This window comes from Brevibacterium sp. H602 (genome assembly GCF_051172395.1).
Lineage (GTDB): Bacteria > Actinomycetota > Actinomycetes > Actinomycetales > Brevibacteriaceae > Brevibacterium.
Window position 1 is genome coordinate 144,102 of the sequence record NZ_JBPIZD010000009.1, and the last position, 22,482, is coordinate 166,583.

Here is a 22,482-nt window from a genome sequence, read left to right on the forward strand (position 1 = left end):
AGCAGTCTCTAGCCTAGTTCACCGCGGTTCGTCTTCTGCGCCGTCGGTCCGGCGGTCCACCTACTTCGTTCGTCGTCTTTCTGTCTCAAAGTCAGAGGCCTCCGCGTTCGCATCGCGGACCGAAAACGGTCATGCATGACGGAATATTTCTTTTTCATATCGGTGTCCGCGATTGCGGTGCTAGCGGAGCCGCTGAAATGACTTCGGTACATTAGACTGACCGAAACTCATTAAAATATGACAGTTCGTCCAGTGGTTTCACATTTTCGGTAGGGGCAGACAGGGCCCTCATCCGTGTGCACTGTCTGTATCAGAAAAGAGAAAACGTGAAGAAGCTCGCTTCAGCGGTGTCGATGATCGCCGCATCCGCCCTCGTCCTCTCGGCCTGTGGTTCAGGCGAAGGAGGCGAATCCGGTTCGGATTACCTCGCCTGCATGGTCTCCGACTCCGGCGGTTGGGACGATCAGTCCTTCAACCAGTCCGGTCGGGAGGGCATGGAGAACGCGAAGAAGAACCTCGGCATCGAAGAGAAGCTCGCCGAATCGCAGGGCGACGCGGACTTCGGGCCGAACGTCGACAACATGGTGCAGCAGGGCTGCAACCTCACCTTCGGCGTCGGATTCCTCCTCGAGGACACGATCCAGGAAGCCGCCGAAGCGAACCCGGACCTCAACTTCGCGCTCATCGACTCCACATTCTCCGACGCCGACGGCAAGCCGGTGACGATCGACAACGCCAAGGCAGTCGTCTTCAACACCGCCGAGGCCGCGTACCTGGCCGGCTATGTTGCGGCCGCGACCTCGGAGTCGGGCAAGGTCGGCACCTTCGGCGGCATCCAGATTCCGTCGGTGACGATCTTCATGGACGGCTTCGCCGATGGCGTGGACAAGTTCAACGAGGAAAACAAGAAGGACGTCAAGCTGCTGGGCTGGAACAAGGAGAAGCAGGACGGATCGTTCTCCGGTGACTTCGAGAACCAGGGCCAGGGCCAGGAGCTGACCAAGCAGCTCATCTCGCAGGGCGCCGACGTGATCATGCCCGTGGCCGGACCCGTCGGCCTCGGTGCCGCAGCGGCGGCGAAGGAAGCCGGCGACGTCAACCTCGTGTGGGTCGACTCCGACGGCTACGAGTCGACCGAATACGGCGACATCATCCTCACCTCGGTGGTCAAGCAGATCTCACAGGCCGTCGAAGACACCATCAAGGAAGGCACCGAGGACAACTTCTCCAATGAGCCCTACGTCGGCACGCTCGAGAACGAAGGCGTGGGCCTCGCTCCGTACCACGACTTCGAGGACAAGGTTCCCGAGGACGTGAAGAAGAAGGTCGAGGATCTGAAGAAGCAGATCGTCGATGGCAGCCTGGTCGTCGAGTCTGAGAGCACACCGAAGTAAGCTCGTCGGTTAAACTGCAGGGCCGAGTTCTTTCGGCCCTGCAGTTTTCAAGTTTGTGAGGAGAACCGGAAGCAGTGAAACTCGAGCTTCGCGGGATGACCAAGGTGTTCGGATCGTTCGTGGCCAACGACCACATCGATCTCACCATCGAACCGGGCGAGATCCACGCCCTGTTGGGTGAGAACGGCGCCGGCAAGTCCACCATGATGAATGTCCTCTACGGACTCTACGACGCCGATGGGGGAGAGATCCTCATCGACGACAAGCCGGTGAAGTTCTCCGGGCCGGGCGACGCCGTCGCCGCGGGCATCGGCATGGTCCACCAGCATTTCATGCTCGTGCCCGTGTTCACCGTCGCCGAATCCGTGGCGCTGGGCTACGAACCGACGAAGAGCCTCGGGCTCCTCGACATCAGCGAGGCGCGCAAGAAGGTCAAGGAGATCTCCTCGCGCTTCAATTTCAATATCGACCCCGATGCCCTCATCGAGGATCTGCCGGTCGGCGCCCAGCAGCGAGTGGAGATCATCAAGGCCCTGTCCCGGGATGCCGAGATCCTCATCCTCGACGAGCCCACGGCTGTGCTCACTCCGCAGGAGACCGACGAACTCATCTCGATCATGCGCCAGCTCAAGGAGCAGGGCACGTCGATCGTCTTCATCACCCACAAACTCCGTGAGGTCCGTGCGATCGCTGATTCGATCACGGTCATCCGCCGCGGAAAGATCGTCGGCGAGGCCTCGCCGGAGTCGACCGAGACCGAGCTGGCCAGCCAGATGGTCGGCCGAGCCGTGTCTCTGAAGACCGAGAAGGATGCCGCCGATCCCGGCGATGCCACCTTCCAGGTGCGCGGACTCACCGTCGTCGACAAGGCCGAGAACGTCGTCGTCGACGATGTGTCCTTCGACGTCCGTCGCGGCGAGATCCTCGCCGTCGCGGGCGTCCAGGGCAACGGGCAGACCGAACTGGCCGAGACGATCATCGGTCTCACCGAACCGCGGTTGGGCACGATCACCCTCGACGGGAAGAAGCTCGTCGGGGATTCGGTCAAGGACCGCCTCGGTGCCGGTATCGGATTCGTTCCCGAAGATCGGTCGACCGACGGCATCATCGCGGAGTTTGCGATCCGCGAGAACATGATCCTCGACGTCTACGATCGTGAGCCCTATGCCAAGGGCCTGAATATGCGGTCGAAGGTCATCAACGAAGAGGCGAAGAAGAAGGTCGAGGAGTTCGACATCCGCCTCGGCAGCGTCTCCGATCCGATCTCGACCCTCTCCGGCGGAAACCAGCAGAAAGTGGTGCTCTCCCGCGAGCTCGGCCGCGATCTGCGACTGTTCATCGCCAGCCAGCCCACCCGCGGACTCGACGTCGGATCGATCGAATTCGTGCACAAGCGCGTCATCGCCGAACGCGATTCCGGCACCCCCTGCATCATCGTCTCGACCGAACTCGACGAGGTCTACGGCCTTGCCGACCGCATCGCCGTGATGTACGCCGGGCGCATCGTCGGCATCGTGGGACCCGAGACCTCCCGCGAGGCACTGGGCCTGATGATGGCCGGCGTTCCCGCCGACGAAGCCCTCGAAGCAACGGACGACGACTCAGCCACCACCTCGGCGGAGGAGACCAAATGACGACTGATATCTCACCGGCCGCTCCTTCAGCGGCACCGCCGCCGGAGTCCGAGACCGAGGACGGCAAGGAACAGACTCTGCTCCAGCAGATCATGTCGGGATCCTGGCTGGTCTCGCTGCTGGCGATCGTTCTCGCCCTTCTGTTCGGCGGTGTCCTCATCGCCGTGTCGAACGCGGAGGTCGTCGCGGCGGCCGAGAACTTCTTCGCCGCTCCCGGCGAGTTCTTCGCCACGCTTTTCCAGACCGTCGGCAACGCCTATTCGGCGCTGTTCCGCGGAGCGGTCTTCGACTGGGACGCACGCACCACCGAACGCGCCATCCGCCCACTGACCGAATCGATGGTCTCGGGCACCCCGCTCATCCTCACCGGTCTCGGCATCGCCTTGGCCTTCCGCTGCGGTCTGTTCAACATCGGCGGTCAGGGCCAGGTCATCCTCGGCGCGACCATCGCCGGATTCCTCGGCTACGCGCTGCCGCTGCCTCCCGTCGTCCACATGCTCGTGGCCGCGATCGGCGGAATCATCGGCGGTGCGATCTGGGCCGGAATCGCCGGTGTCCTCAAGGCACGCACCGGTGCCAACGAGGTGATCGTGACGATCATGCTCAACTCGATCGCCGGCTACGCACTGGGCTACCTGCTCAAGCAGAACTGGTTCACGCACACGACCTCGGCGAACCCGCAGTCCCGCGTCATCGACGACTCCGCGCAGATGTTCCTGCTGCTGCCACCGCCGTTCCGTCTCCACTTCGGGTTCGTCATCGCCATCCTCGCCACGATCTTCGTGTGGTGGCTGCTCGAGCGTTCGACGATCGGCTTCGAGTTCAAGGCCGTCGGCGCGAACCCGCACGCGGCCCGGACCGCAGGCATCTCCGTGTCGAAGGTGACGATCCTCGTCATGATCGTCGCCGGTGCCCTGGCCGGACTCGGCGGTGCCGCTCAGGTGCTCGGCACCGAATACAAACTCACCGGCGGAATCAGCGGATCGATCGGCTTCGACGCCATCACCGTCGCCCTGCTGGGACGGTCGAAACCGTTGGGGACATTCCTTGCGGGGCTGCTCTTCGGCGCGTTCAAAGCCGGCGGCTACCTCATGCAGTCCCAGACCGGTACGCCGATCGACATCGTCCTCGTCGTCCAGTCCGTCATCGTGCTGCTCATCGCGGCCCCGCCCCTGGTGAGGTCGATCTTCCGGTTGCCCACACCGGTGCTCAAGCGGAAGGAGGACTGAGATGACTGCTCAGACCATGGCTAAGACACCTTCGACCCAGGTCAAGGCGCTTGCGCCGATCGCCTGGAAGTTCCCGATCGTCTATACGATCCTCGCTCTTGTCTCGCTCATCTTCTTCGGCCTCATCGGCCGTGACGGGGAGACGACCTTCCGGGTGGCCACCGGCGGAGACTTCTTCGCTATCCCCGACTTCGCCGTGTCCTCGACCGCGGCGGGGCTGACGCTGGGCATCATCCTCGTCGTCATGGCCGCCGTGTCGATCTACGTGGCGATCAAGCGCATCGACCTCGGCTCGTGGTTCCCGATGCTCTTCGGTGTCGTCTTCGTCCTGTCCTTCCTCGCCTGGGCCGGCGGCGGATCCGGTGGCGTGATCCCGCTGACCACGCTGCTCGCTGGTGCCCTGGCTCTGTCCGTGCCGCTGATCTTCGGCGCCATGTGCGGACTCGTGGGCGAACGTTCGGGCATCATCAACATCGCCATCGAAGGCCAGCTGCTGGCCGGTGCGTTCCTCGCAGCGGTCGTCGCCTCCGTTGTGAAGAACCCGTACGCGGGTCTGCTCGCCGCTCCTATCGCCGGTGCCCTGGTCGCCGTGGTGCTCACGTTCTTCGCGGTGAAGTACTGGGTCAACCAGATCATCATCGGCGTCGTCCTCAACGTCCTCGTCGTCGGCGTCACGAGCTTCCTCTACTCGACGGTTCTCACCCAGGACCCGGGACTGTGGAACTCCCGCCAGAAGCTGCCCAACCTGCCGATCCCGCTGCTCTCGGACATTCCGGTGCTCGGACGGGTGCTGTTCGACCAGAACATCCTCGTCTACATCATGTACGTCGTCGTCATCGCGCTGCAGATCTTCGTGTTCCGCTCGAAGTGGGGTCTGCGGATGCGCGCCGTCGGTGAGCACCCGAAGGCCGCAGACACCGTCGGCATCAAGGTCAACTTCACCCGCGTGCGCAATACGCTGCTCGCCGGTGCCATCGCCGGCCTCGGCGGTGCCTTCTTCACCGTCGGCTCCGGACTGGCGTTCGGCAAGGAGATGTCGGCCGGACAGGGCTATATCGCCCTGGCCGCGATGATCCTGGGCAAGTGGAATCCGAAGGGTGCGCTGTTCGCGGCCCTGTTGTTCGGATTCTCCAAGAGCCTCGGCAACACTCTGCAGTCCATCGGCACTCCGGTGGCCAACGAGCTGCTGCTCATGCTGCCCTACATCGTCACCGTCTTCGCCGTCGCCGGATTCGTCGGTCGGGTCCGCCCGCCGGCCGCGGAAGGTGTGCCCTACGTGAAGTGATCCCCGCCTCGGCGATGGATCTGCATTTCCCCTCGAATACCCCACAGCCGCAACCTGAAGGAAGAAGTATCCCCATGACTGTCCCCGAACCCCGCGCTTCCGCACCCGAGTCAACCGACCCGGTCTGGAGCGAGGAACCCACCCCCGTCTGCCCCGAGGATCTCAGCGAAGGCACCTGGGAGCTGCTGCGTGCCGAAGCGAAGCGGGCGATGACGAAGGCCTATGTGCCGTACTCGAACTTCCCGGTCGGGGCGGCCGGCCTCGTCGACGACGGCCGCATCGTCGGCGGATGCAATATCGAGAACGCCTCATTCGGTGTGACCCTGTGTGCGGAATGCTCATTGGTGTCCGAGCTGCTCATGACCGGTGGGGGCCGCCTCGTCGCCTTCGACTGTGTGGACGGGGAGGGCAACACCCTCGTTCCCTGCGGGCGGTGCCGGCAGCTGCTGTTCGAACACGGCGGCAACGAGCTCATCCTCAACATGCCCAGCGGACGGTCCCCGCTGTCCGTGGTCCTGCCCGAAGCGTTCGGGCCCGATCATCTGAGCGCGCCCCGGACCGACCACAACGCAAAGCACTGACACCGGCACCGAGGTGGCTGTGCACCGACCGCACCACGTGCCGACGATGTCCCACCACGGCGATCCGTCGCCGCACCGGCGACATCACTGACACGATGACAACGAAGGATTGAGACTGTGACAGTAGAGGCATTCGACACCGTGGACGTCATCGCCGCCAAACGCGACGGCCGGGCTCTGAGCAAGGAACAGATCGACTGGGTGATCGACGCCTACACTCGCGGCGTCGTCGCCGAGGAGCAGATGGCGGCTCTGGCCATGGCGATCTTCATCAACGATATGGAACCGTCCGAGATCGCTGACTGGACGCAGGCGATGATCGCCTCCGGTGAGCGGATGGACTTCTCCACGCTGTCGCGGCCGACCTCGGACAAGCATTCGACCGGGGGAGTCGGTGACAAGATCACCCTGCCCCTGGCCCCGCTCGTCGCGGTCTTCGACGTGGCCGTCCCGCAGCTCTCCGGTCGCGGTCTCGGCCACACCGGCGGCACCCTGGACAAACTCGAGTCCATTCCCGGCTGGCAGGCGGGACTGAGCAATCAGGCGATCGTCGATCAGCTCGAGGACGTCGGAGCCGTCATCTGCGCGGCGGGAACCGGTCTGGCTCCGGCGGACAAGAAGCTCTACGCTCTGCGCGACATCACTTCGACGGTCGACTGCATTCCGCTCATCGCCTCGTCGATCATGTCGAAGAAGATCGCCGAGGGCACCTCCGGTCTCGTCCTCGACGTCAAGGTCGGTTCCGGTGCGTTCATGAAGGACCTGACGAAGGCCCGCATCCTGGCCCAGACGATGGTCGAGCTCGGCAAGGCCGCCGGGGTGAAGACCTCGGCGCTGCTGACCGATATGTCCACGCCCTTGGGCCTGACCGTCGGCAATGCCCTCGAGGTCCGCGAATCCGTTGAGGTTCTGGCCGGCGCAGGACCAGCCGACGTCGTCGACCTCACCGTCGCCTTGGCCGAGGAGATGCTGCGCCTGGCCGGCAAGACCGATGTCGACGTACGCGCCGCACTGACCGACGGTCGTGCCATGGACAAATGGAAGCAGATGGTCCGCGCCCAGCACGGTGACCCCGACGCCGCTCTGCCCGTGGCCGAGCACACCGAGGTCGTCACCGCGACCGAGTCCGGGGTTCTCACCGGGCTCGATGCGCTCTCGGTGGGAGTCGCCTCGTGGAGGTTGGGCGCAGGACGGGCACGGAAGGAAGATCCGGTCCAGGACGTCGCCGGCATCGAACTGCACGCCAAACCTGGGGACACGGTCACCGCCGGTCAGCCGCTCATGACACTGCACACGGCCACCCCGGAACGCTTCGAACGCGCCATCGAGGCGCTGGAGTCCGCGGTCGAGATTGGCGGGGACGCCGCCTCGGTGCCGGAGTCGATCGTCTTCGAGACGATCACCTGAGCTTGCATCTCGCTATCCTGAAGAAGCCGCACCAACCATCTTGGAGGAACACATGACCAGCCGCACCGAAGTCGCCGGAATCATTGACCACACCCTGCTCAAGCCGGAAGCGACCCCAGCCGATGTGGACGCCCTCGTCGCCGAGGCGAAGGAACTCGGAGTGCTCGCGATCTGCGTGTCACCGTCGATGCTGCCGGTCACCGACCCGGGTGAGCTCGTCGTGGCCACCGTCGTCGGATTCCCCTCCGGTCAGGTGAAGCCGGAGATCAAGGCAGCCGAGGCGAAGCAGGCCGTCGCCGACGGTGCCGCCGAGGTCGACATGGTCATCAACATCGGTCAGGCCGTTGCCGGGGACTTCGACGGGCTCGAGGCCGACATTCGCGGTGTCGTCGAGGCCAGCGGGGACGCCCTCGTCAAGGTCATCATCGAGTCGGCTGCGCTGACCGATGAGCAGATCGTCGAGGCCTGCCGTCGCTCCGAGGCCGCCGGAGCGGGGTTCGTCAAGACCTCGACCGGTTTCCACCCGGCCGGTGGCGCGAGCGCTCACGCTGTGTCGCTCATGCGTGAGACCGTGGGCGACCGCCTGGGAGTGAAAGCGTCCGGCGGAATCCGCACCGCCGAGGCCGCCGAAGAGATGATCGCCGCCGGCGCCAGCCGCTTGGGCCTCTCCGGCAGCGCCGCAATCCTCAACTCCCTCTAATTACTACGTGACGGCGGCCCAGCAACCTCGCGCTAGGTAGCAGGGCCGCCGTGAGGTAGTAATTAGAGGGCGAAGAAGGCTTTGAGCTCGGTGCTGATCGAGTTCAAGCGCTCCGTCAGGGCCGGTTTGAGGGATGCACTCGCCGAGGTGGCCGACAGTCGCACTCCTGCGCTGGCGGCCGCACGTGCATCGGCATCGGCCGCAGCCTGGAGTTCCGAAGGTTCGGCGACAACCTCGAGATAGCACTTGAGCTTCGGCTCGGTGCCGGACGGGCGTACGATGACCCGTGAATTCGACTCCGAGAGCAGCAGGATTCCATCGGTCGGCGGCAGGCCCTCATACCCGGCAGACAGGTCGTGGACCTCGGCGACTGGGGAGCCGGCCAGCGTGGCCGGCGGATTCTCGCGCAGCTTCGCCATCGCCGTGCCAATGAGCGAAACGTCGTCGAGGCGGAAAGACAGCGGAGCGGTGGCGAAGAAGCCGTCGCGGTTGCGGATCCGATCGAGCTCGGCCTCGATGCTTGACCCCTCCGACTTGAGCCGAGACGCTAGAGACGCGAACGTCACGGCCGCCGAAATCCCGTCCTTGTCACGTACCGCAGCCGGGTCGACGCAGTAGCCGAGCGCTTCCTCATAGCCGAAGACGAGGCCGGCCACGCGGGAGATCCACTTGAATCCGGTGAGAGTGTTCACCGCTGCGTAGCCGTGGCTGGCAGCAGCTGCCGCCAGACCGCGGGAGGACACGATCGAGTTCGCGAACACCTGAGCATCGGCGCCCGACGCATGATGTGTTCCCGCCTCCAGACGGGTCGCGGCATCCTCACCGAGGAGGAGTCCCACCTCGTCGCCGGACAGCTGCCTGTATCCGACCGCCGCAGTGGCATCAGGGATGGCCGCGGAGAATCGGTCAGCGTCCGGATCGTTGGCGATGATGAGTTCGGCACCGACCTCACGGGCCAGGGCAAAGGACTCATCGAGTGCGCCGGCTTCCTCCGGGTTCGGGAAGGACACCGTCGGGAAGTCAGGGTCCGGCGCCTGCTGGGAAGCCACCGGGTGGAGGCTAGCGAACCCGGTGCGGGTCAGAGCAGCCTCGGCGACTCCGGCACCGACACCATGCAGCGAGGTCAGCACGATCGAGAGATCTGCCTCCGCACGCACACCCAGGTCGTCGACGCGCGACAGATAGTCCTCGACGATCGATTCGTCGAGATACTCCCACCCGGACTCTGCACGCGATACGGAGGCCACGGAATCGACGGCAGCGATCTTCTCGGCGATGAGCGCGTCGGCTGGGCTGACGATCTGCGCGCCGGCACCCGCCTCGGCGTCGGCCTCGGATCCGATCGCCTGTAGCGGACGTTGCCCCAAGTAGACCTTGTACCCGTTGTCGGCCGGAGGGTTGTGGCTGGCCGTGACCATGACCCCGGCATCGGCATCGAGATGCGACAGCGCGAACGCCAGCAGCGGGGTCGGCAGCTGCTCAGGCAGCTGAATCGCTACACCGCCGGCAGCGGTGACGACAGCGGCGGTATCGGCCGCGAATTCCGATGACTTGTACCGGGCATCGCACCCGATGACGACGCGGAATCCCTCACCGACGGTGTCTGCGAGGAACGCGGCCAATCCGGCGGCGGCACGGATGACGACGGCCCGGTTCATTCGGTTCGGACCGGCGGCGATCTCGCCGCGCAGACCGGCGGTGCCGAAGACGAGGGGACCGGAGAACCGGTCCTCGAGATCGGCGACCGCCGCCTCGTCGCCGCTCTCGGCTTCGGCGAGGATGTGCTCCAAGGAAGTGGCGGTCTGCGGGTCGGGGTCGTCGGCGATCCAGGCACGAACCACCTCGGCGTCGAATCCATTCGTGAAGCGGTCGGCTACGCGGGTCATATGAGGTCCTTTGAGAATTCGCGGTGGCGGGGTGGCGGAGTGCGGAGTGGGGTTGGCCGTCTCAGAGCTTCGCGACGATGTCGGCGAGCAGGCGGGAGATGCGCGGGGCGGCTGCGGCCCCGGCTTCGATGACCTCGGCGTGGGAGAGCGGGGTCTCCTGGATGCCGGCGGCAAGGTTCGTCACCAGCGAGATGCCCATGAGTTCGAGTCCGGACTGACGTGCGGCGATGGCCTCCAACGTCGTCGACATTCCCACGAGGTCGGCTCCGAGGATCCCGGCCATGCGCACCTCGGCGGGGGTCTCGTAGTGAGGTCCGCGGAACTGCGCGTACACGCCCTCGTCGAGTGTCGGGTCGATCTCCTTGGCGATGGCGCGCATGCGCGGGGAGTACAGATCGGTGAGATCGACGAAGTTCGCGCCTTCGATCGGGGAGGTGCCGGTGAGGTTGATGTGATCGGAGATGAGCACCGGGGTGCCGGGGCCCCAGTTGCGGTTGAGTCCGCCGCAGCCGTTCGTCAGCACGAGCGAGGAGCAGCCGGCCGCAGCGGCGGTGCGCACACCGTGGGCGACCGCCCGGACACCCTTGCCTTCGTAGTAGTGGGTGCGCGATCCGAGGACGAGCGCATGCTTGCCGCTGGCTTCGATGCGCACCGTGCGCAGGGTCGCGCCGTGGCCTTCGACGGCGGGAGCGTGGAATCCGGGGACCTCCGCCGCGGAGATCTCCGCGACGGTCTCGCCGAGGAGGTCCGCCGCCCCGCCCCAACCGGAGCCGAGGACAAGCGCGATATCATGGGCTTCGATGCCCGCGTTCGCGTTGATGGTCGTGGCCGCGGCGTGCGCGGCGGCGGTAGGATCGCTTAAGTCAGTCATGACGCCAAGATTATCAAGTTCCCCACCGCCCAAGGAGCGAGCACATGCCGATTCGAGAGCTGACCGACGGTGACGATCTGCGCCTGAATGAGGTGTTCGCCGACGCGACCACCCCGGCCGGTCATATGGCCAGGTCCCTGTTCCGTCCGTCCTCGGATGCGCCGTTGATCCGCTCCGTCATCGCCGAGGTGGTTCCCGACGTTCCCGTCGGAGCCGCCGCGATCGCCGAATCTCCGCTTCACCCCTACCGGGCGTGGGTCCACGTCGAGGTGGCCGCGGAGGAGCAGGGACATGGTCAGGGGCGTGAACTCTTCGACGCAGTGTGCGCCGAGACCCGGGGAACCGCGCTCGAAGGTCTCGACCTGCGCGCCCGTGTGCAGGCTGGCAGCCCGGGGGAGGGCTTCGCTCAGGCTCTCGGGTTCACTCCGCTGACGACGACCCGTGTGATCAAGGTGCCCGCCGGTGCTCTGCCTCCGGCCGGCGGCGGTCGGGCCGAAGACCTCGAAATCGTTGCGACCGGTTCGGTGAAGCTGACGAAGGCATTCCTCGCCTGGTACACCGCCGTCAACCGTGACGATGCCGTCGGTCAGCTGTCCATCGGACAGGTGAACAACGTCTTCCTCTCCGAGGCGGCCGGTGCTCATGGTGCCGCGCTGCTGAATGGTGCCGCCGGGACCGCCGAGGCGGGTGGACTCAGTGCCTTCGCCGTGTCCTATGCGCGAGAGGCCGATGAAACCGCCGGTGTTCTGCCCTCGGCCGGTGAACCGGGTGCCGGTGCGGCCGCCGGCAACGGGAACGCTGTCGTCGATCAGGTCGACGAGGAACCGCCGACCGAGCTCATCCTCGGGTCGATGTTCGAGACTCGCGACGATGCCGCCGACGCTGCGGGTGAGGACTTCGCCGCGGCCGTCGCCGATGCCGAACTCCTTTTGGCCAGGCTGTCGGTCGATGCCGATGTCGTCATCGAGGTCACGAGCGGAATGCCCGTGATCTCTGCGCTCGCCGATCGACTGCTCGACGCGGGAACCGCCGCCGAGCTCTACCGTTACGAGACTCTCTCAGGACCGCCTGCTGACGTCAGCTGAATCAGGCTCGACCTGCTTGGGGCTGAAGAGTCGGACTGGGCGAGCCTGGTCCGCGGTGAGGAACCAGCCCGTCCCTGGCAGCCCGTCGAGCGGGGCCTGTCGCAGCACTCCGAGCCCGGTGAGATCTTGCTTGGTATGCGCACCGAGCACGAGCAGCGGTCCGAGACTCTGAGCTTTGGCCAGAGGGGAACCATACCCGGGTGTGAACCGTGTCGGCACGGTGAGCACATGGAATCGTCCGTCGAGCAGATCCCAGTCGACGGGATCTGCGGCCATGTGCACATCGTCGTGAACAGAGACCCCGCCGAGGCGGTCCACATACGTCGCGAATCCGGTCTTGCCGCTCTGCGGAGAACCGCGGAGGGTGAGAACCGAACCGTCTCGCCGGGGATCCCACACCACGAGGTTGCCGAAGGCATCCACGCCGACCGGGATGCAGCCAGGCATGCCGCCGCAGGGTTCTTCGCCCATGCCCACAGGTTGGCCAAGCCCCCGCCAGCGTGGAGCGAATCCTTTTCGGGACTCCGGAATGCCGAGCGGTCCGCCGAGGATGCTCGTGCCCGCCTCGGACATCGACGAACCGAATCGTGCCGCGTCACCGGGTGCGAACTGCACATCGGCACCGTCCCCGCCGGCGGCCTGCGCGCGGGGACCGCGGATGACGGCGCGGAGATCCGGCCACGAACCGGCGAATCGCTGCCGGCTGAGCCCGACACTCGTTCCGTCTTCGCCGGCCCCGGGCGGGAAGATGATCTGGGTGGCGAATCGAGAGCTCCTGCTTGTCATATTCCGGCACCCGGCGAGCAGGAACACGAGATCTGATCCGGCACCATGTCCGAGGAGACGTTCGGCCCGTTCGGCCCAATAGTGATCGAGCGCGTCGACGAACTCTGCCCAATTGCTGCAGACGATCAGGCTCGGTGGCTGTCGGCTCTGCCTCGGCTCGGTCGGCGAATCCGTGCTTTCCCCATTGCGCGAGAATCTGCTCGGGTCCCCACGGGCAGAAAGATGGTCGAGAATCGCCTGAATCTGCCAGCCCGAGCTCAATCCGCAGCTGATCTCCGCCCAGTCGAGGACCGCGGAGATTCTGCCGATCGCGATGATCCGTCGGGTCGGAGCGGCCGCTAGTGCCATGGTCGCGAGCACGGTTTCCACGGTGTCCGGGCTGCCGCCTGTGAGGATCGTGGAACCGTCCACGTCCGGGTCGAATGTCCACATCTGCTGCCGCTGCTGACTGGGAACATCGATGATCCCCGTGACTGTCGGGCCAATTTCACCGTTTTCCGCCACCGGTCCCACAGGGGAAGTTGCGAGCTTTCCGGCAGAACGGGCCGAGCCTCCTGCCGCCCAGGCCGATATCTCTTCTGGTTCCGGCAAGGGAGGCAGCACCACCTGTCGATGAGCCGAAGCGTCCTCGGCCCTGGCGATGTCGTGAACCGCGGCGATGATGTTGTCGACGTGAACGCCGTGGGCGCCGCTGGCCAGGGACGGAACCGGCCCCGGACCCCAGGGACGAACGCGAAGGCGGAGGGCCGCCTCGGTGTGGGCGTCATTTCCGAACGGAGCCGCCACGCGGAACCGGGTGACGCAGATCCCGGAATCCAGACAGGCGGCGCCGGGCTTGTCCGCGGGCAGGAACGCACCCGCCTCGGAGCCGATGACGTCGAAGGAATCGGTCTCATCGCGCACTCGCAGGCACACGCGAATGTTGATGTTCGCCTTCATCTGCCCGGTCACGACGCCCATCGGGCGCTGAGTGGCGAGAATGAGGTGGACGCCGAGCGACCGGCCGAGGGCTGTGAGGTGTTCGAGCAGGTCGGCGGCGCGAGGATGGGTGGCCATCAGCGCATGGAACTCGTCGATGACGACGACGAGCCGTGGGGGAGGGTCAGCGAGATCGGCGACGTCGGCGCACCCGTGGTCGGCCAACAGTCGTTCCCGATAGGTGATCTCGGCACGCACGGAGACGAGAGCCCGAAAGGCGAGACCGGAGTCGAAGTCGTCGAGCACACTGTCGGTGTGCGGCAGATCCTGCAACGGTGAGAACGTGGCTCCGCCTTTGAAATCGATGAGGACGAAACGCAGTCGCCGAGGCGGCTGTGCCAAGGCCATCGACAGCAGCCATGTCTGCAGGAGCAGGGATTTCCCGCTTCCCGTGGTGCCGGCCACGAGAGCATGAGGACCGTCGGAGAACAGATCGATGCCGACGTCACCGTCGGTTCCGCGGCCGATCGGCACCGGCCCCGAAGCGGGAGACCGCCACCGTGCTCTGATGGCCTCGGGCGCATCATCGCAGAGCTCGCCGAGCCCGTGGTCGGGCCAGGTGTGGGGACCGGTTTCGGCTGAGCGGCCACAGTGCAGAGTGACGAATCGCGCGGCCGGCATGAGAGTGGCGACGAGTGCCCGTCCCGGCACCGGGCCGCCGGGCGCAGTCGAGGACGTGGTGCGTGCCTGCGCGAGAGAGCCCACCGTCAGCGAGACCGCGGAGCCGGCATGCGGGGCGGTGAGCGTGAGCACGGCGGGGTGGGCCGCCTCGTCGAGGGTGATCGAGACGGGATCGTCGATGCCGGCGTCTGGGCGTGACCCTGACCCGACCGTGTTAGATGCGTGGTCGGCGGAGAACTCGGTGCCTGCCAGTTCCGGCAGCAGTGCGAGTTCGGGACTCGGTCGCCACCGGAATCGCCGGTCGGACAGCCAAGCGAAGGCCATGGTGCGCAGGACTGCGGGCGTTCCGCTGACGGTGACCGTCGTCGTACGTGGATCGATGCGGATCGGCATTTCAGCGCAGACGATCCGACCGTCGACGTGGTCTGTTCCATGTTGCAGCCGTTCGTCGATGGTGAGGTAGCTGAAGACCGTCCCGAAACCCAGACACAGCCCAGGGGACGAGAAGATCATCTGACGGTGCGCCGTCTCCAGGCGGCTCAGTCTGGCTCGCGCCTCGGCCAGGGCTTCGTCGCGGTCGAGTCGGCATTGTGCGCTGTCGCGGGTGAAGCGCTTCTTCTCCACCAGGTAGGCGACCCAGCCGGAGAGCGGGGCCGAAACACTGAAGAGCAGGAACCACCACATTCCTGTGGTCACGGCCAGCACCACACCGATGCCGACGGGGATGAGGAACGTCCACCACTGTGGGGGTCGGGCCGGACGAGGATCGTCGATCGTCTTCGGGGCGATGTGGAGGTCATTGCTGTGGTGCAGCGGCGGGGAACGGATCGGCGGAGCCGAACGGGCCGCCGAGGAAGAAGTGCCGGCTGAAGAACCGTCTGCTGGGCCCGGTGCAAGCACCGTCGCACCCAGAGCTGCGGCGGGCCCAGTCCCCGTGGCTTCGAGTCGCAGCGGCTGCGGGGCGCGGGAGATGCTGGGGTCGACGATCGTCAGGCAATCGGGGTGGGGCAGTCGGGACAAACGGGCCCGCCGTGGGTCGAGCGTCAGGGTGAATCCCGCATCCGGTCCTGCCAGGACGGATACGCTCGTCCGCGCGGAGTCGGCACAGTCGTCGGTGGTGCGCAGAGCATTCGCTCCGACGACGGTGATGGGATTGAGTCTCTGCCAATGACCCCAGCTGATCGACTCGATTCTGTGGTCGTCGAGCTGGTTGCCGACGTCCAAGTCCTGGGAAGTCAGTTCCGCTCCGAGGGCAGAACGGAAGACGTCGACGGCTGGTTGGGCTGATTCGGCTTCGATGCTCATGCTCGTGACGGCTCCGTTCGTCTCAATGCGGTGGATGAGCCCCAGGGTTCTCATGCCCACAGACTCACTGCGAACGTATAGCTTGGGCAAGAGTGAGAAAGCGCGCTGTGGAAACGGTTTGGGCATCCACAGCCTCACGATGCGTGAGTGGAGCCTGCGCCCACAGGAATCGGCGTCGAAGTGGAGACAGCTCGAGTAGATCAGTCGAGGCGCAGGGCGCCCCGGGCGTAAGCGGTGGCGTGAAGGTCGATGAGTCCAGGCACGAATGGTGAGAGCAGCGCCGGCGAGTAGCGGGCTTCGATGCGGATGCGCACCGAATGCGTTCCATCGGCGTCGGCGCTCAACCGCAATTTGCTCATGTCCTTCGGAGTCGGCACTGCGTCGAGGTAGCGACCGGCAGCGCGTTTCGCCGCCGGTGGGGAGAACACGAGACCGGGGTCGTCTCCGGGAGCCGGTTCGAACGAGTCCGAGGCCGCCAGCGCCGCAGAATCGGCCAGCCCCTGCAGCTCTCGGCGGGCCATGTGCAGATCGGTCAGCGCTGCAATGAGGAAGGCCAACAACAAGGCGATGACGACGAAGCCGATGGCCAGCGGTGTGATGGACCCGGCGTCGGATTCGTGCTCCGAATCGCGGCCGATCTGCGATTCCCGTCGCCGTTCACAGCTGTGCTCTCCCATGGTCGCCATATCACTGACGTCCTGTGGCGACGACGTCGGTGTGGTTCGCGCGCAACGTGATGTGCGGTGACCGGTCGGAGCCGAAGAGGAGCGGGAACCCGGGCAGTGACACCTTCGTCTCGACTCGTGCGGTGACGAGGGAGCCGGCCTGTCCACAGGGTCCGGCGCACGAGTAGGTGATGGAAGTCGGTGCATCCCACAGCCCGAAGTCCGCGAAATGCATGTCGGCGACGGCATGGGCGCGAGCCTCCGAGGGGTTCGCGTCGCGGGCGGCGATACGTGAGGCCGACATCGCCGCCGAGGTGGTCGCATAGCTGGCCGCCTGTAGCTGGGAGAGGGTGAGCATGAGGTAGATGACCGGGATGAGCAGGACGATGGAGGCGAAGATGAACTCGATGACCGCCGTTCCCTCGTCTGCGTCGTCGGCCGCGACTTCCTGAACGACCTCGGGTTCAGTCACGGTCGATGTCCTCGACGATGGACCGTCCGCGCAGGTCCCAGACCTCGGCGGGTCCCCACAGCCCGAGGACGGGCAACGGGGTCGTCACCCGCACTTCGACGATCTCGACGTCACCGCGCTGTGACGTCGAGACGGTCACCCTCTGGGCATAGCGCTCGCCCACCGACACTCGGATGAGGTCGCGAGTGAGCTTCTGCCCGTCGCGCGGAGTCTGATCGGCCAGGCTCGCCTGCCTCGCCCCTGCGATGGCGGAGTCGATGACAGTGTTGCGGACGTGAATGACGAGACCGATCTGCAGGGCGCCGGCCAGGATGAGGGCCAGCAGCGAGGCAATGAGGGCGAACTCGGCGACGGCGGATCCCGAATCGCTGCGCTCGCCTGCCTCCGTCATCGAGGCAGCCCTCCTCCGACTTCCCGGTAGTGTCTCGTCGTCTCCGGTCACCGCTGGGTCACCCGGCCCCGCGGACCTTGTTCATCGCGTCCTGGAACATCGAGGTGAAGGCCTCGCCGGCCAGCGCCCACAATGCGACCACCAATCCCGCAGTCATCAAGGTGATGAGGACCCAGCCGGGAACGTCTCCGCGGTCTGGTCGGTCGACATCGGCGGTGAGGTTCGGGTCGATGTCGGTCTCGGCCGCCTCGGTGATGGTGGTTCCTCCATGCGGAGGAGGACCCGGGATGAGCCCGAGCATGAGCGGGACGAGGCGGTAGGTGAACTGGCGGAACATCGTGTCTCCTTCATCGGCGAGGTCGAGGTGTCGATCCGCGTGGTCGGTGGTGCGGGACTGGTTGTGGGAGCGGGCGTGGTCGGCGGTGCGGAGTGCAGTCGTTAGGGGCTGAGGTCGAGGACGGTCAGGGACGGGAAGACGGCGAAGATCACGGTGACGGGAAGCACGAAGACGACCACCGGAATCAGCATCCCGATCTCTTTGCGACCTGACAGCTCCAACAGCCGTCGTCGGGACTGTTCGCGCACGTCAGCGGCTTGAGAGCGGAGGACTTCGGCCAACGGTGTGCCGCGGGTCATCGACACGGCGAGGCCGTCGACGAACTGGACGATCTCGGGGATGGCGATGCGCGTGGCCATCGCATCGAGGGCTTCGACCAACGGTGTCCCGGTGCGGGTGGAGGCCAGGGCAGCGCGGAGTTCGTCGATGAGGTCGCCGGAGCAGGTGCGGCACACGCGTTCGAGAGCCTCCACGATCCCCTCACCGGCGGTGATGGACAGAGCGAGGAGCTCGGCGACGGTGGGGAATTCGGCGAGGACGCGGGATTCGTGGCGGGCGATGGCTTGGCTGAGCCGCCAATCATTGAAGACGTGCCCGGCGATGCCGCCGCTGATGACGAGGACGACGGTGACGATGGGGGAGAAGCCGCGCTGCGCCGACAGGGCACCGGCGAGACCGCCGGCGACGATCATCCCGACGAGGATGCTCAGCACCTGGTTGATGCGGAAGCGTTCGATCGTGGCATTGCCGCCAAGCCGGCCGATGCGCAGTCGCAGAGTCGCATCCGTGGTGATGCGCGACGTCGCCCACAGAGTCGAACCGATCAGCCAGGACTTCACCAGCCCCCAGAACCCCTCGGTGCGAGGGGTCGGCGGAGCGTAGATGTCGACCAGGGATTCCTGATCCCGCAGATAGGGTGCGATCCGCGACGACAGAGTCGGTCTGCGCAGCGGCGGGAGGGAGAGGACGAAGACACACAGGGCGAAGCCGTTGAAGAGTCCGAGGGCCAGAATCGACAGGGGCTCGCCGAGGAGGCTCATGCCGCCCGTCCGTCCGCAGCGTCTGTGTCGTCGGTGGTGAATCCGCCGCTCGTTCCGGCGCTGCCCGCGAAGCGACGGTGGGCGGCGCTGAGGGAGGACCCTTCGATGACTCTGGGTTCGGCCGGGAGCCGACCGATGCGCTTCATCGCCTGATACGCCAGCAGAGAGACGACGAAGCCCGCGGCCAGGAGGACCAGCCCCGTTCGGGAGTTGTATGCCACCGCAGTTTCGGGTCGTGTGGAGAGGAACGCGAGCACCACCCACGGTGCGGCGACGGCCAATCGGGCGCCGTTGACCGTCCATTGCTGCCGGGCGGAGAGCTCGTTGCGGGTGCGGGCATCATCACGGACGAACTGTGCCAAGGCCCGCAGCATGGTGCCCAGGTCGCTGCCGCCGACCTGCCGGGTGACGCTGAGTGCGACGACGATGCGGTCGGCCACCGGGTCGGCGCTGACCTGTCTGAATCGTTCCAACGCCAAGGCGAATGACCCGCTGGTCCGATATTCCTCGGCGAAGACTTCGAACAGCGGCCGCAAAGGTTCGGGTCCGCGATGGGCCAGAGAGCTCAGTGCTTCAGGCAGGGACAGACCCGCACGGACACCGGAATTGAGATGGTCGAGAGTCTCGGGCCACAGCTCCCGCCGCATCACCTGTCTGCTGCGAGCCCGATGCTGCAATGCCCGGTGCGGCAGCCAGGAGGCGAAGAGGCCGAAGCACAGCGCGATCGCCCACGATCCGGTGAGCACTGTCGCGACGACTGCAACGACACAGAACGCAGCGACGGAGATGAGCAGCAGGTGGGCCGGCCGCAGCCTGGGGAATCCGGCCCCGGTGAGCATGTCATCGAGTTCGCGCACCCACCGCGACTGAGTCCGCTTGCTCTGCGGTCGCTGCCACAGCGACATCCAGATGAGGAAGAGTCCCGCCCCGAGGCAGGCACCGATGAGCAGAGCGCACTGCGAATAGCTCATGCCGCCTCCAGAATGGCGTGAAGATCGCGTCCGATGGCCGCAAATCGCTCGCTGAGGTGGCCGAACCCCTGACCGCGAACGAGCTGTCCTCGTGGCGAATGGAAGATCGTGTCGAGTTCGACGACGTCGCCTTCGACTCCGCCTGGCACCGCGCAGATCTCATCGACTCGGCGCACTCCGGACGGGTCCCTGCGCAGGTGGACGACGACGTCGAGGCTGACGGCGACGGTGGGCACGACGAACGCCGACGAGATGTTCGCCCCAGCCAAAAGAGGCAGAGTGCAGATCTTCGTGATCGCCGCCCGAGCGGAGTTCGCGTGGATGGTCCCCATTCCCGGCAGCCCGGAATTCAGCGCGACCAGGAGGTCGAGACTTTCGGCTTCTCGGACCTCGCCGACGATGATGCGCGTCGGCCGCATCCGCAAAGCCTCTTTGACGAGGGCGCGGAGGGTGACTTCGCCGGTTCCTTCGAGCGACGGCTGACGGCATTGCATGGGAACCCAGTCGCGGCTGGGCAGGTTGAGTTCGAAGACCTCTTCGCAGGAGATCGTGCGTTCGCGGGCCGGTATCGAGCCGGCCAAGGCATTGAGCATGGTTGTTTTGCCGGCCTGAGTTGCTCCGGAGACGAGGATATTGGCACCGCACGTCACGGCTGCGTCGAGGAACTCGGCGGCTGTGGGAGTCAGTGAGCCGTAAGCGACGAGATTGGCGAGGTTGCGCGGCCGGGCGATGAACTTGCGGATATTCACGGCCGGATGAGTGCGCGTGATATCGGGCAGCACGACATGCAGCCGGGAACCGTCGGGCAGGATGGCGTCGACAAAAGGTTGGGAAAGATCGACGCGACGGCCCGAGGTGCGCAACATCCGCTCGATGAGGTCGTCGAGTTCGCCCGAACTCAGCTTCGTCGTCGTCAGCTGATGGATTCCATCGACGGCGATGAAGACCTCACTTGGGGAGTTCACCCAGATCTCTTCGACGTGCGGATCATCGAAATAGTCCTGCAGGGCACCGAAACCTGAGAGCTGATGATCGATATGCCGAAACGTCGCCTCCTTGTCCTCGAGCACCGGGAGATCGGCGACGAGGCTGCGCTCATCGTATTCGGCGATGACGGTGCGAATGAGCTCGCGAGAGCGCTGAATATCGGCGCGGGGATCCACATCGAGATCTCTGATCCGCTTGTGAACCTCGCTGGTGATGACTTCGGTGGCTTCCACTCTGAACCCTTGCCCGATCATTCAATTGACAGCGTGATTTGCTGTTTAACCTATCTGTAGTCGAATGAAGAATCTAGTGAATTCCGAAATCTGTGGATAACTGGGAATGGGCTCTGCAAATGCTCACTGTGTAGTTTCATGAATGTCATTGTGGGGTGTTTTCGTCTTGCGCAAGGGTGGGTTTCGGTCTATATTTTCCTCACCAGTCTTCGTATGAAGCGATGTGAGCCGCGCCGCTGGCGGGATGAATCAGATCTTCCGCCGGCGGCGCTTTTTGGGGCCAGGGCGACTGATCGGGGCAGGCCTCGATCGATCAGTCCTCGCAATCTCAACGGTCGACCGCCTCGGCGCCGTTTCATGCTCGGGGGAGGGCATGCACTAGAATCGGATCATTATGGCCTCCACTGATTACTCTTCTGAAATCGCCAACCTCCGCCAGACGTACAAAGCAATTCTCGACGTGTCCGATCTGGACAACCTGCGCGACGAGGTTGCCGAACTCACGGAGCAGGCGTCGTCGCCGACGTTCTGGGACGACCCCGATTCGGCACAGAAGACCTCGGCCAAGCTCTCGCACAAGCAGGGCACCCTGGAGAAGCTGGAGAAGTTCGGCGAGCGCATCGACGATGCCGAGCTGCTCGTCGAGATGTCCCAGGACGAAGGCGACTCGGAATCGCTCGAAGAGGCCGACCGCGACATCAAGAAGTTGCGCGATCAGCTGGCCGAACTCGAGATCTCGACCTTGCTCAGCCATGAATACGACGAGCGCTCCGCCGTCGTGACCGTGCGCTCGGGCGCCGGCGGCGACGACGCGACCGACTGGGCGCAGATGCTCACCCGCATGTACGTCCGGTGGGCGGAGAATCGCGGCTACAAGGTCCAGGAGCTCGACACCTCCTATGCCGAAGGTGCGGGCATCAAGTCCGCGACGATCCAGATCGACGCGCCCTACGCCTACGGCACGTTGTCGGTCGAGGCAGGCACTCACCGTCTCGTGCGCATCAGCCCCTTCGACAACCAGGGCCGCCGCCAGACCTCCTTCGCCGCTGTCGAGGTGGTCCCGCTCATCGAATCGACCGACCATGTCGAGATCGACGAGAACGATCTGCGCATCGACGTCTACCGGTCCTCGGGTCCCGGCGGGCAGTCCGTGAACACGACGGACTCGGCCGTGCGCATCACGCACATCCCCACCGGTGTGGTTGTGAGCATGCAGAACGAGAAGTCCCAGATCCAGAACCGCGAGGCCGCGATGCGCGTCCTGCAGTCGCGACTGCTCGACCTCAAACGCCAGGAAGAGGCCGCGCAGAAGAAGGAGCTGGCCGGCGATATCAAGGCCAGCTGGGGCGATCAGATGCGCTCCTACGTGACCCATCCGTACCAGATGGTCAAGGACCTGCGCACCGGCTACGAGGTCAACAACCCCTCGGCCGTCTTCGACGGTGACCTCGACGGACTCATCGAAGCCGGCATCCGCTGGCGCAAGGAGCAGGAGATGGCCGAAGAGGCCGAGGCCTGAGCCTGACTCTTCGGGCAACAGGCCTGATCTTTCGGTCAACGGCACTGCGCCGCCTGACTCGGTCGATGGCCGACTGAGGGTCGGCTGCCTCGGCGAGGGAGCGAC

At 65.4% G+C, this 22,482-nt stretch carries 19 protein-coding genes; 9 read left to right on the forward strand and 10 right to left on the reverse strand.

What is annotated here, in order from left to right; all coding sequences use genetic code 11:
• Nucleotides 1-326 precede the first annotated feature (326 nt).
• From ACSBQT_RS08875 to deoC, 7 genes are all read left to right on the forward strand, one after another.
• On the forward strand, nt 327-1,394 hold the full coding sequence (locus ACSBQT_RS08875; RefSeq protein ID WP_236853137.1) for a BMP family lipoprotein: 1,068 nt from the start codon (nt 327-329) through the stop codon (nt 1,392-1,394).
• Between the two features lie 74 nt (nt 1,395-1,468).
• Entirely contained in the window at nt 1,469-3,028 is a 1,560-nt protein-coding gene (locus ACSBQT_RS08880) for an ABC transporter ATP-binding protein (RefSeq protein WP_435001619.1), read from the forward strand.
• On the forward strand, nt 3,025-4,257 hold the full coding sequence (locus ACSBQT_RS08885; protein WP_139908661.1) for an ABC transporter permease: 1,233 nt from the start codon (nt 3,025-3,027) through the stop codon (nt 4,255-4,257). Before ACSBQT_RS08880 ends, ACSBQT_RS08885 begins: the two co-directional genes overlap by 4 nt.
• A gap of 1 nt (nt 4,258) precedes the next feature.
• Nucleotides 4,259-5,542, forward strand: coding sequence for an ABC transporter permease (locus tag ACSBQT_RS08890; protein ID WP_410708414.1), 1,284 nt, complete (start codon nt 4,259-4,261; stop codon nt 5,540-5,542).
• A gap of 74 nt (nt 5,543-5,616) precedes the next feature.
• The gene (locus tag ACSBQT_RS08895; protein WP_410708413.1) at nt 5,617-6,123 is read left to right on the forward strand and encodes a cytidine deaminase; all 507 of its coding nucleotides are present in this window, start codon (nt 5,617-5,619) and stop codon (nt 6,121-6,123) included.
• Nucleotides 6,124-6,240: 117 nt separating this feature from the next.
• Nucleotides 6,241-7,530 (forward strand): thymidine phosphorylase, encoded by a 1,290-nt coding sequence (locus tag ACSBQT_RS08900; protein WP_435001621.1) that lies wholly within the window; start codon nt 6,241-6,243, stop codon nt 7,528-7,530.
• 52 nt (nt 7,531-7,582) lie between these two features.
• Nucleotides 7,583-8,230 (forward strand): deoxyribose-phosphate aldolase, encoded by a 648-nt coding sequence (deoC, locus tag ACSBQT_RS08905; protein ID WP_410708411.1) that lies wholly within the window; start codon nt 7,583-7,585, stop codon nt 8,228-8,230.
• Between the two features lie 62 nt (nt 8,231-8,292).
• Here deoC and ACSBQT_RS08910 read toward each other — a convergent pair whose 3' ends face one another.
• On the reverse strand, nt 8,293-10,116 hold the full coding sequence (locus ACSBQT_RS08910) for a phospho-sugar mutase (protein ID WP_410708410.1): 1,824 nt from the start codon (nt 10,114-10,116) through the stop codon (nt 8,293-8,295).
• 61 nt (nt 10,117-10,177) lie between these two features.
• Nucleotides 10,178-10,987 carry a purine-nucleoside phosphorylase gene (locus tag ACSBQT_RS08915; RefSeq protein WP_410708409.1) on the reverse strand — a complete coding sequence of 270 codons (810 nt, stop codon included), beginning with the start codon at nt 10,985-10,987 and terminating at the stop codon, nt 10,178-10,180.
• A 44-nt stretch (nt 10,988-11,031) separates the two neighbouring features.
• Here ACSBQT_RS08915 and ACSBQT_RS08920 point away from each other — a divergent pair, with 44 nt between their 5' ends.
• A complete protein-coding gene (locus ACSBQT_RS08920) occupies nt 11,032-12,072 on the forward strand; it encodes a GNAT family N-acetyltransferase (protein ID WP_410708408.1) in 1,041 nt (346 codons plus the stop codon).
• On the opposite strand, the gene ACSBQT_RS08925 is transcribed toward ACSBQT_RS08920, so the two are convergent.
• From ACSBQT_RS08925 to ACSBQT_RS08960, 8 genes are all read right to left on the reverse strand, one after another.
• Complete coding sequence (locus tag ACSBQT_RS08925; protein ID WP_435001623.1) at nt 12,046-15,816, reverse strand: FtsK/SpoIIIE domain-containing protein; 3,771 nt, start codon at nt 15,814-15,816, stop codon at nt 12,046-12,048. The genes ACSBQT_RS08920 and ACSBQT_RS08925 overlap by 27 nt on opposite strands.
• Before the next feature lie 146 nt (nt 15,817-15,962).
• Nucleotides 15,963-16,448: a pilus assembly protein TadG-related protein gene (locus ACSBQT_RS08930; protein ID WP_410708406.1), complete on the reverse strand. Its 486-nt coding sequence runs from the start codon at nt 16,446-16,448 to the stop codon at nt 15,963-15,965.
• Between the two features lies 1 nt (nt 16,449).
• Nucleotides 16,450-16,899 (reverse strand): hypothetical protein, encoded by a 450-nt coding sequence (locus ACSBQT_RS08935; RefSeq protein WP_410708405.1) that lies wholly within the window; start codon nt 16,897-16,899, stop codon nt 16,450-16,452.
• On the reverse strand, nt 16,892-17,290 hold the full coding sequence (locus tag ACSBQT_RS08940; RefSeq protein WP_410708404.1) for a TadE/TadG family type IV pilus assembly protein: 399 nt from the start codon (nt 17,288-17,290) through the stop codon (nt 16,892-16,894). The genes ACSBQT_RS08935 and ACSBQT_RS08940 overlap by 8 nt, the downstream gene beginning before the upstream one ends.
• A 58-nt stretch (nt 17,291-17,348) precedes the next feature.
• On the reverse strand, nt 17,349-17,627 hold the full coding sequence (locus ACSBQT_RS08945; protein ID WP_410708403.1) for a hypothetical protein: 279 nt from the start codon (nt 17,625-17,627) through the stop codon (nt 17,349-17,351).
• A 101-nt stretch (nt 17,628-17,728) separates the two neighbouring features.
• Nucleotides 17,729-18,667, reverse strand: coding sequence for a type II secretion system F family protein (locus ACSBQT_RS08950; RefSeq protein WP_410708402.1), 939 nt, complete (start codon nt 18,665-18,667; stop codon nt 17,729-17,731).
• Entirely contained in the window at nt 18,664-19,638 is a 975-nt protein-coding gene (locus tag ACSBQT_RS08955; RefSeq protein WP_410708401.1) for a type II secretion system F family protein, read from the reverse strand. The genes ACSBQT_RS08950 and ACSBQT_RS08955 overlap by 4 nt, the downstream gene beginning before the upstream one ends.
• Nucleotides 19,635-20,858 (reverse strand): CpaF family protein, encoded by a 1,224-nt coding sequence (locus ACSBQT_RS08960; protein WP_435001625.1) that lies wholly within the window; start codon nt 20,856-20,858, stop codon nt 19,635-19,637. The genes ACSBQT_RS08955 and ACSBQT_RS08960 overlap by 4 nt, the downstream gene beginning before the upstream one ends.
• 394 nt (nt 20,859-21,252) lie before the next feature.
• On the opposite strand from ACSBQT_RS08960, the gene prfB reads away from it, so the two are divergent.
• Nucleotides 21,253-22,377: a peptide chain release factor 2 gene (gene prfB / locus ACSBQT_RS08965; RefSeq protein WP_410711055.1), complete on the forward strand. Its 1,125-nt coding sequence runs from the start codon at nt 21,253-21,255 to the stop codon at nt 22,375-22,377.
• Nucleotides 22,378-22,482: the final 105 nt, after the last annotated feature.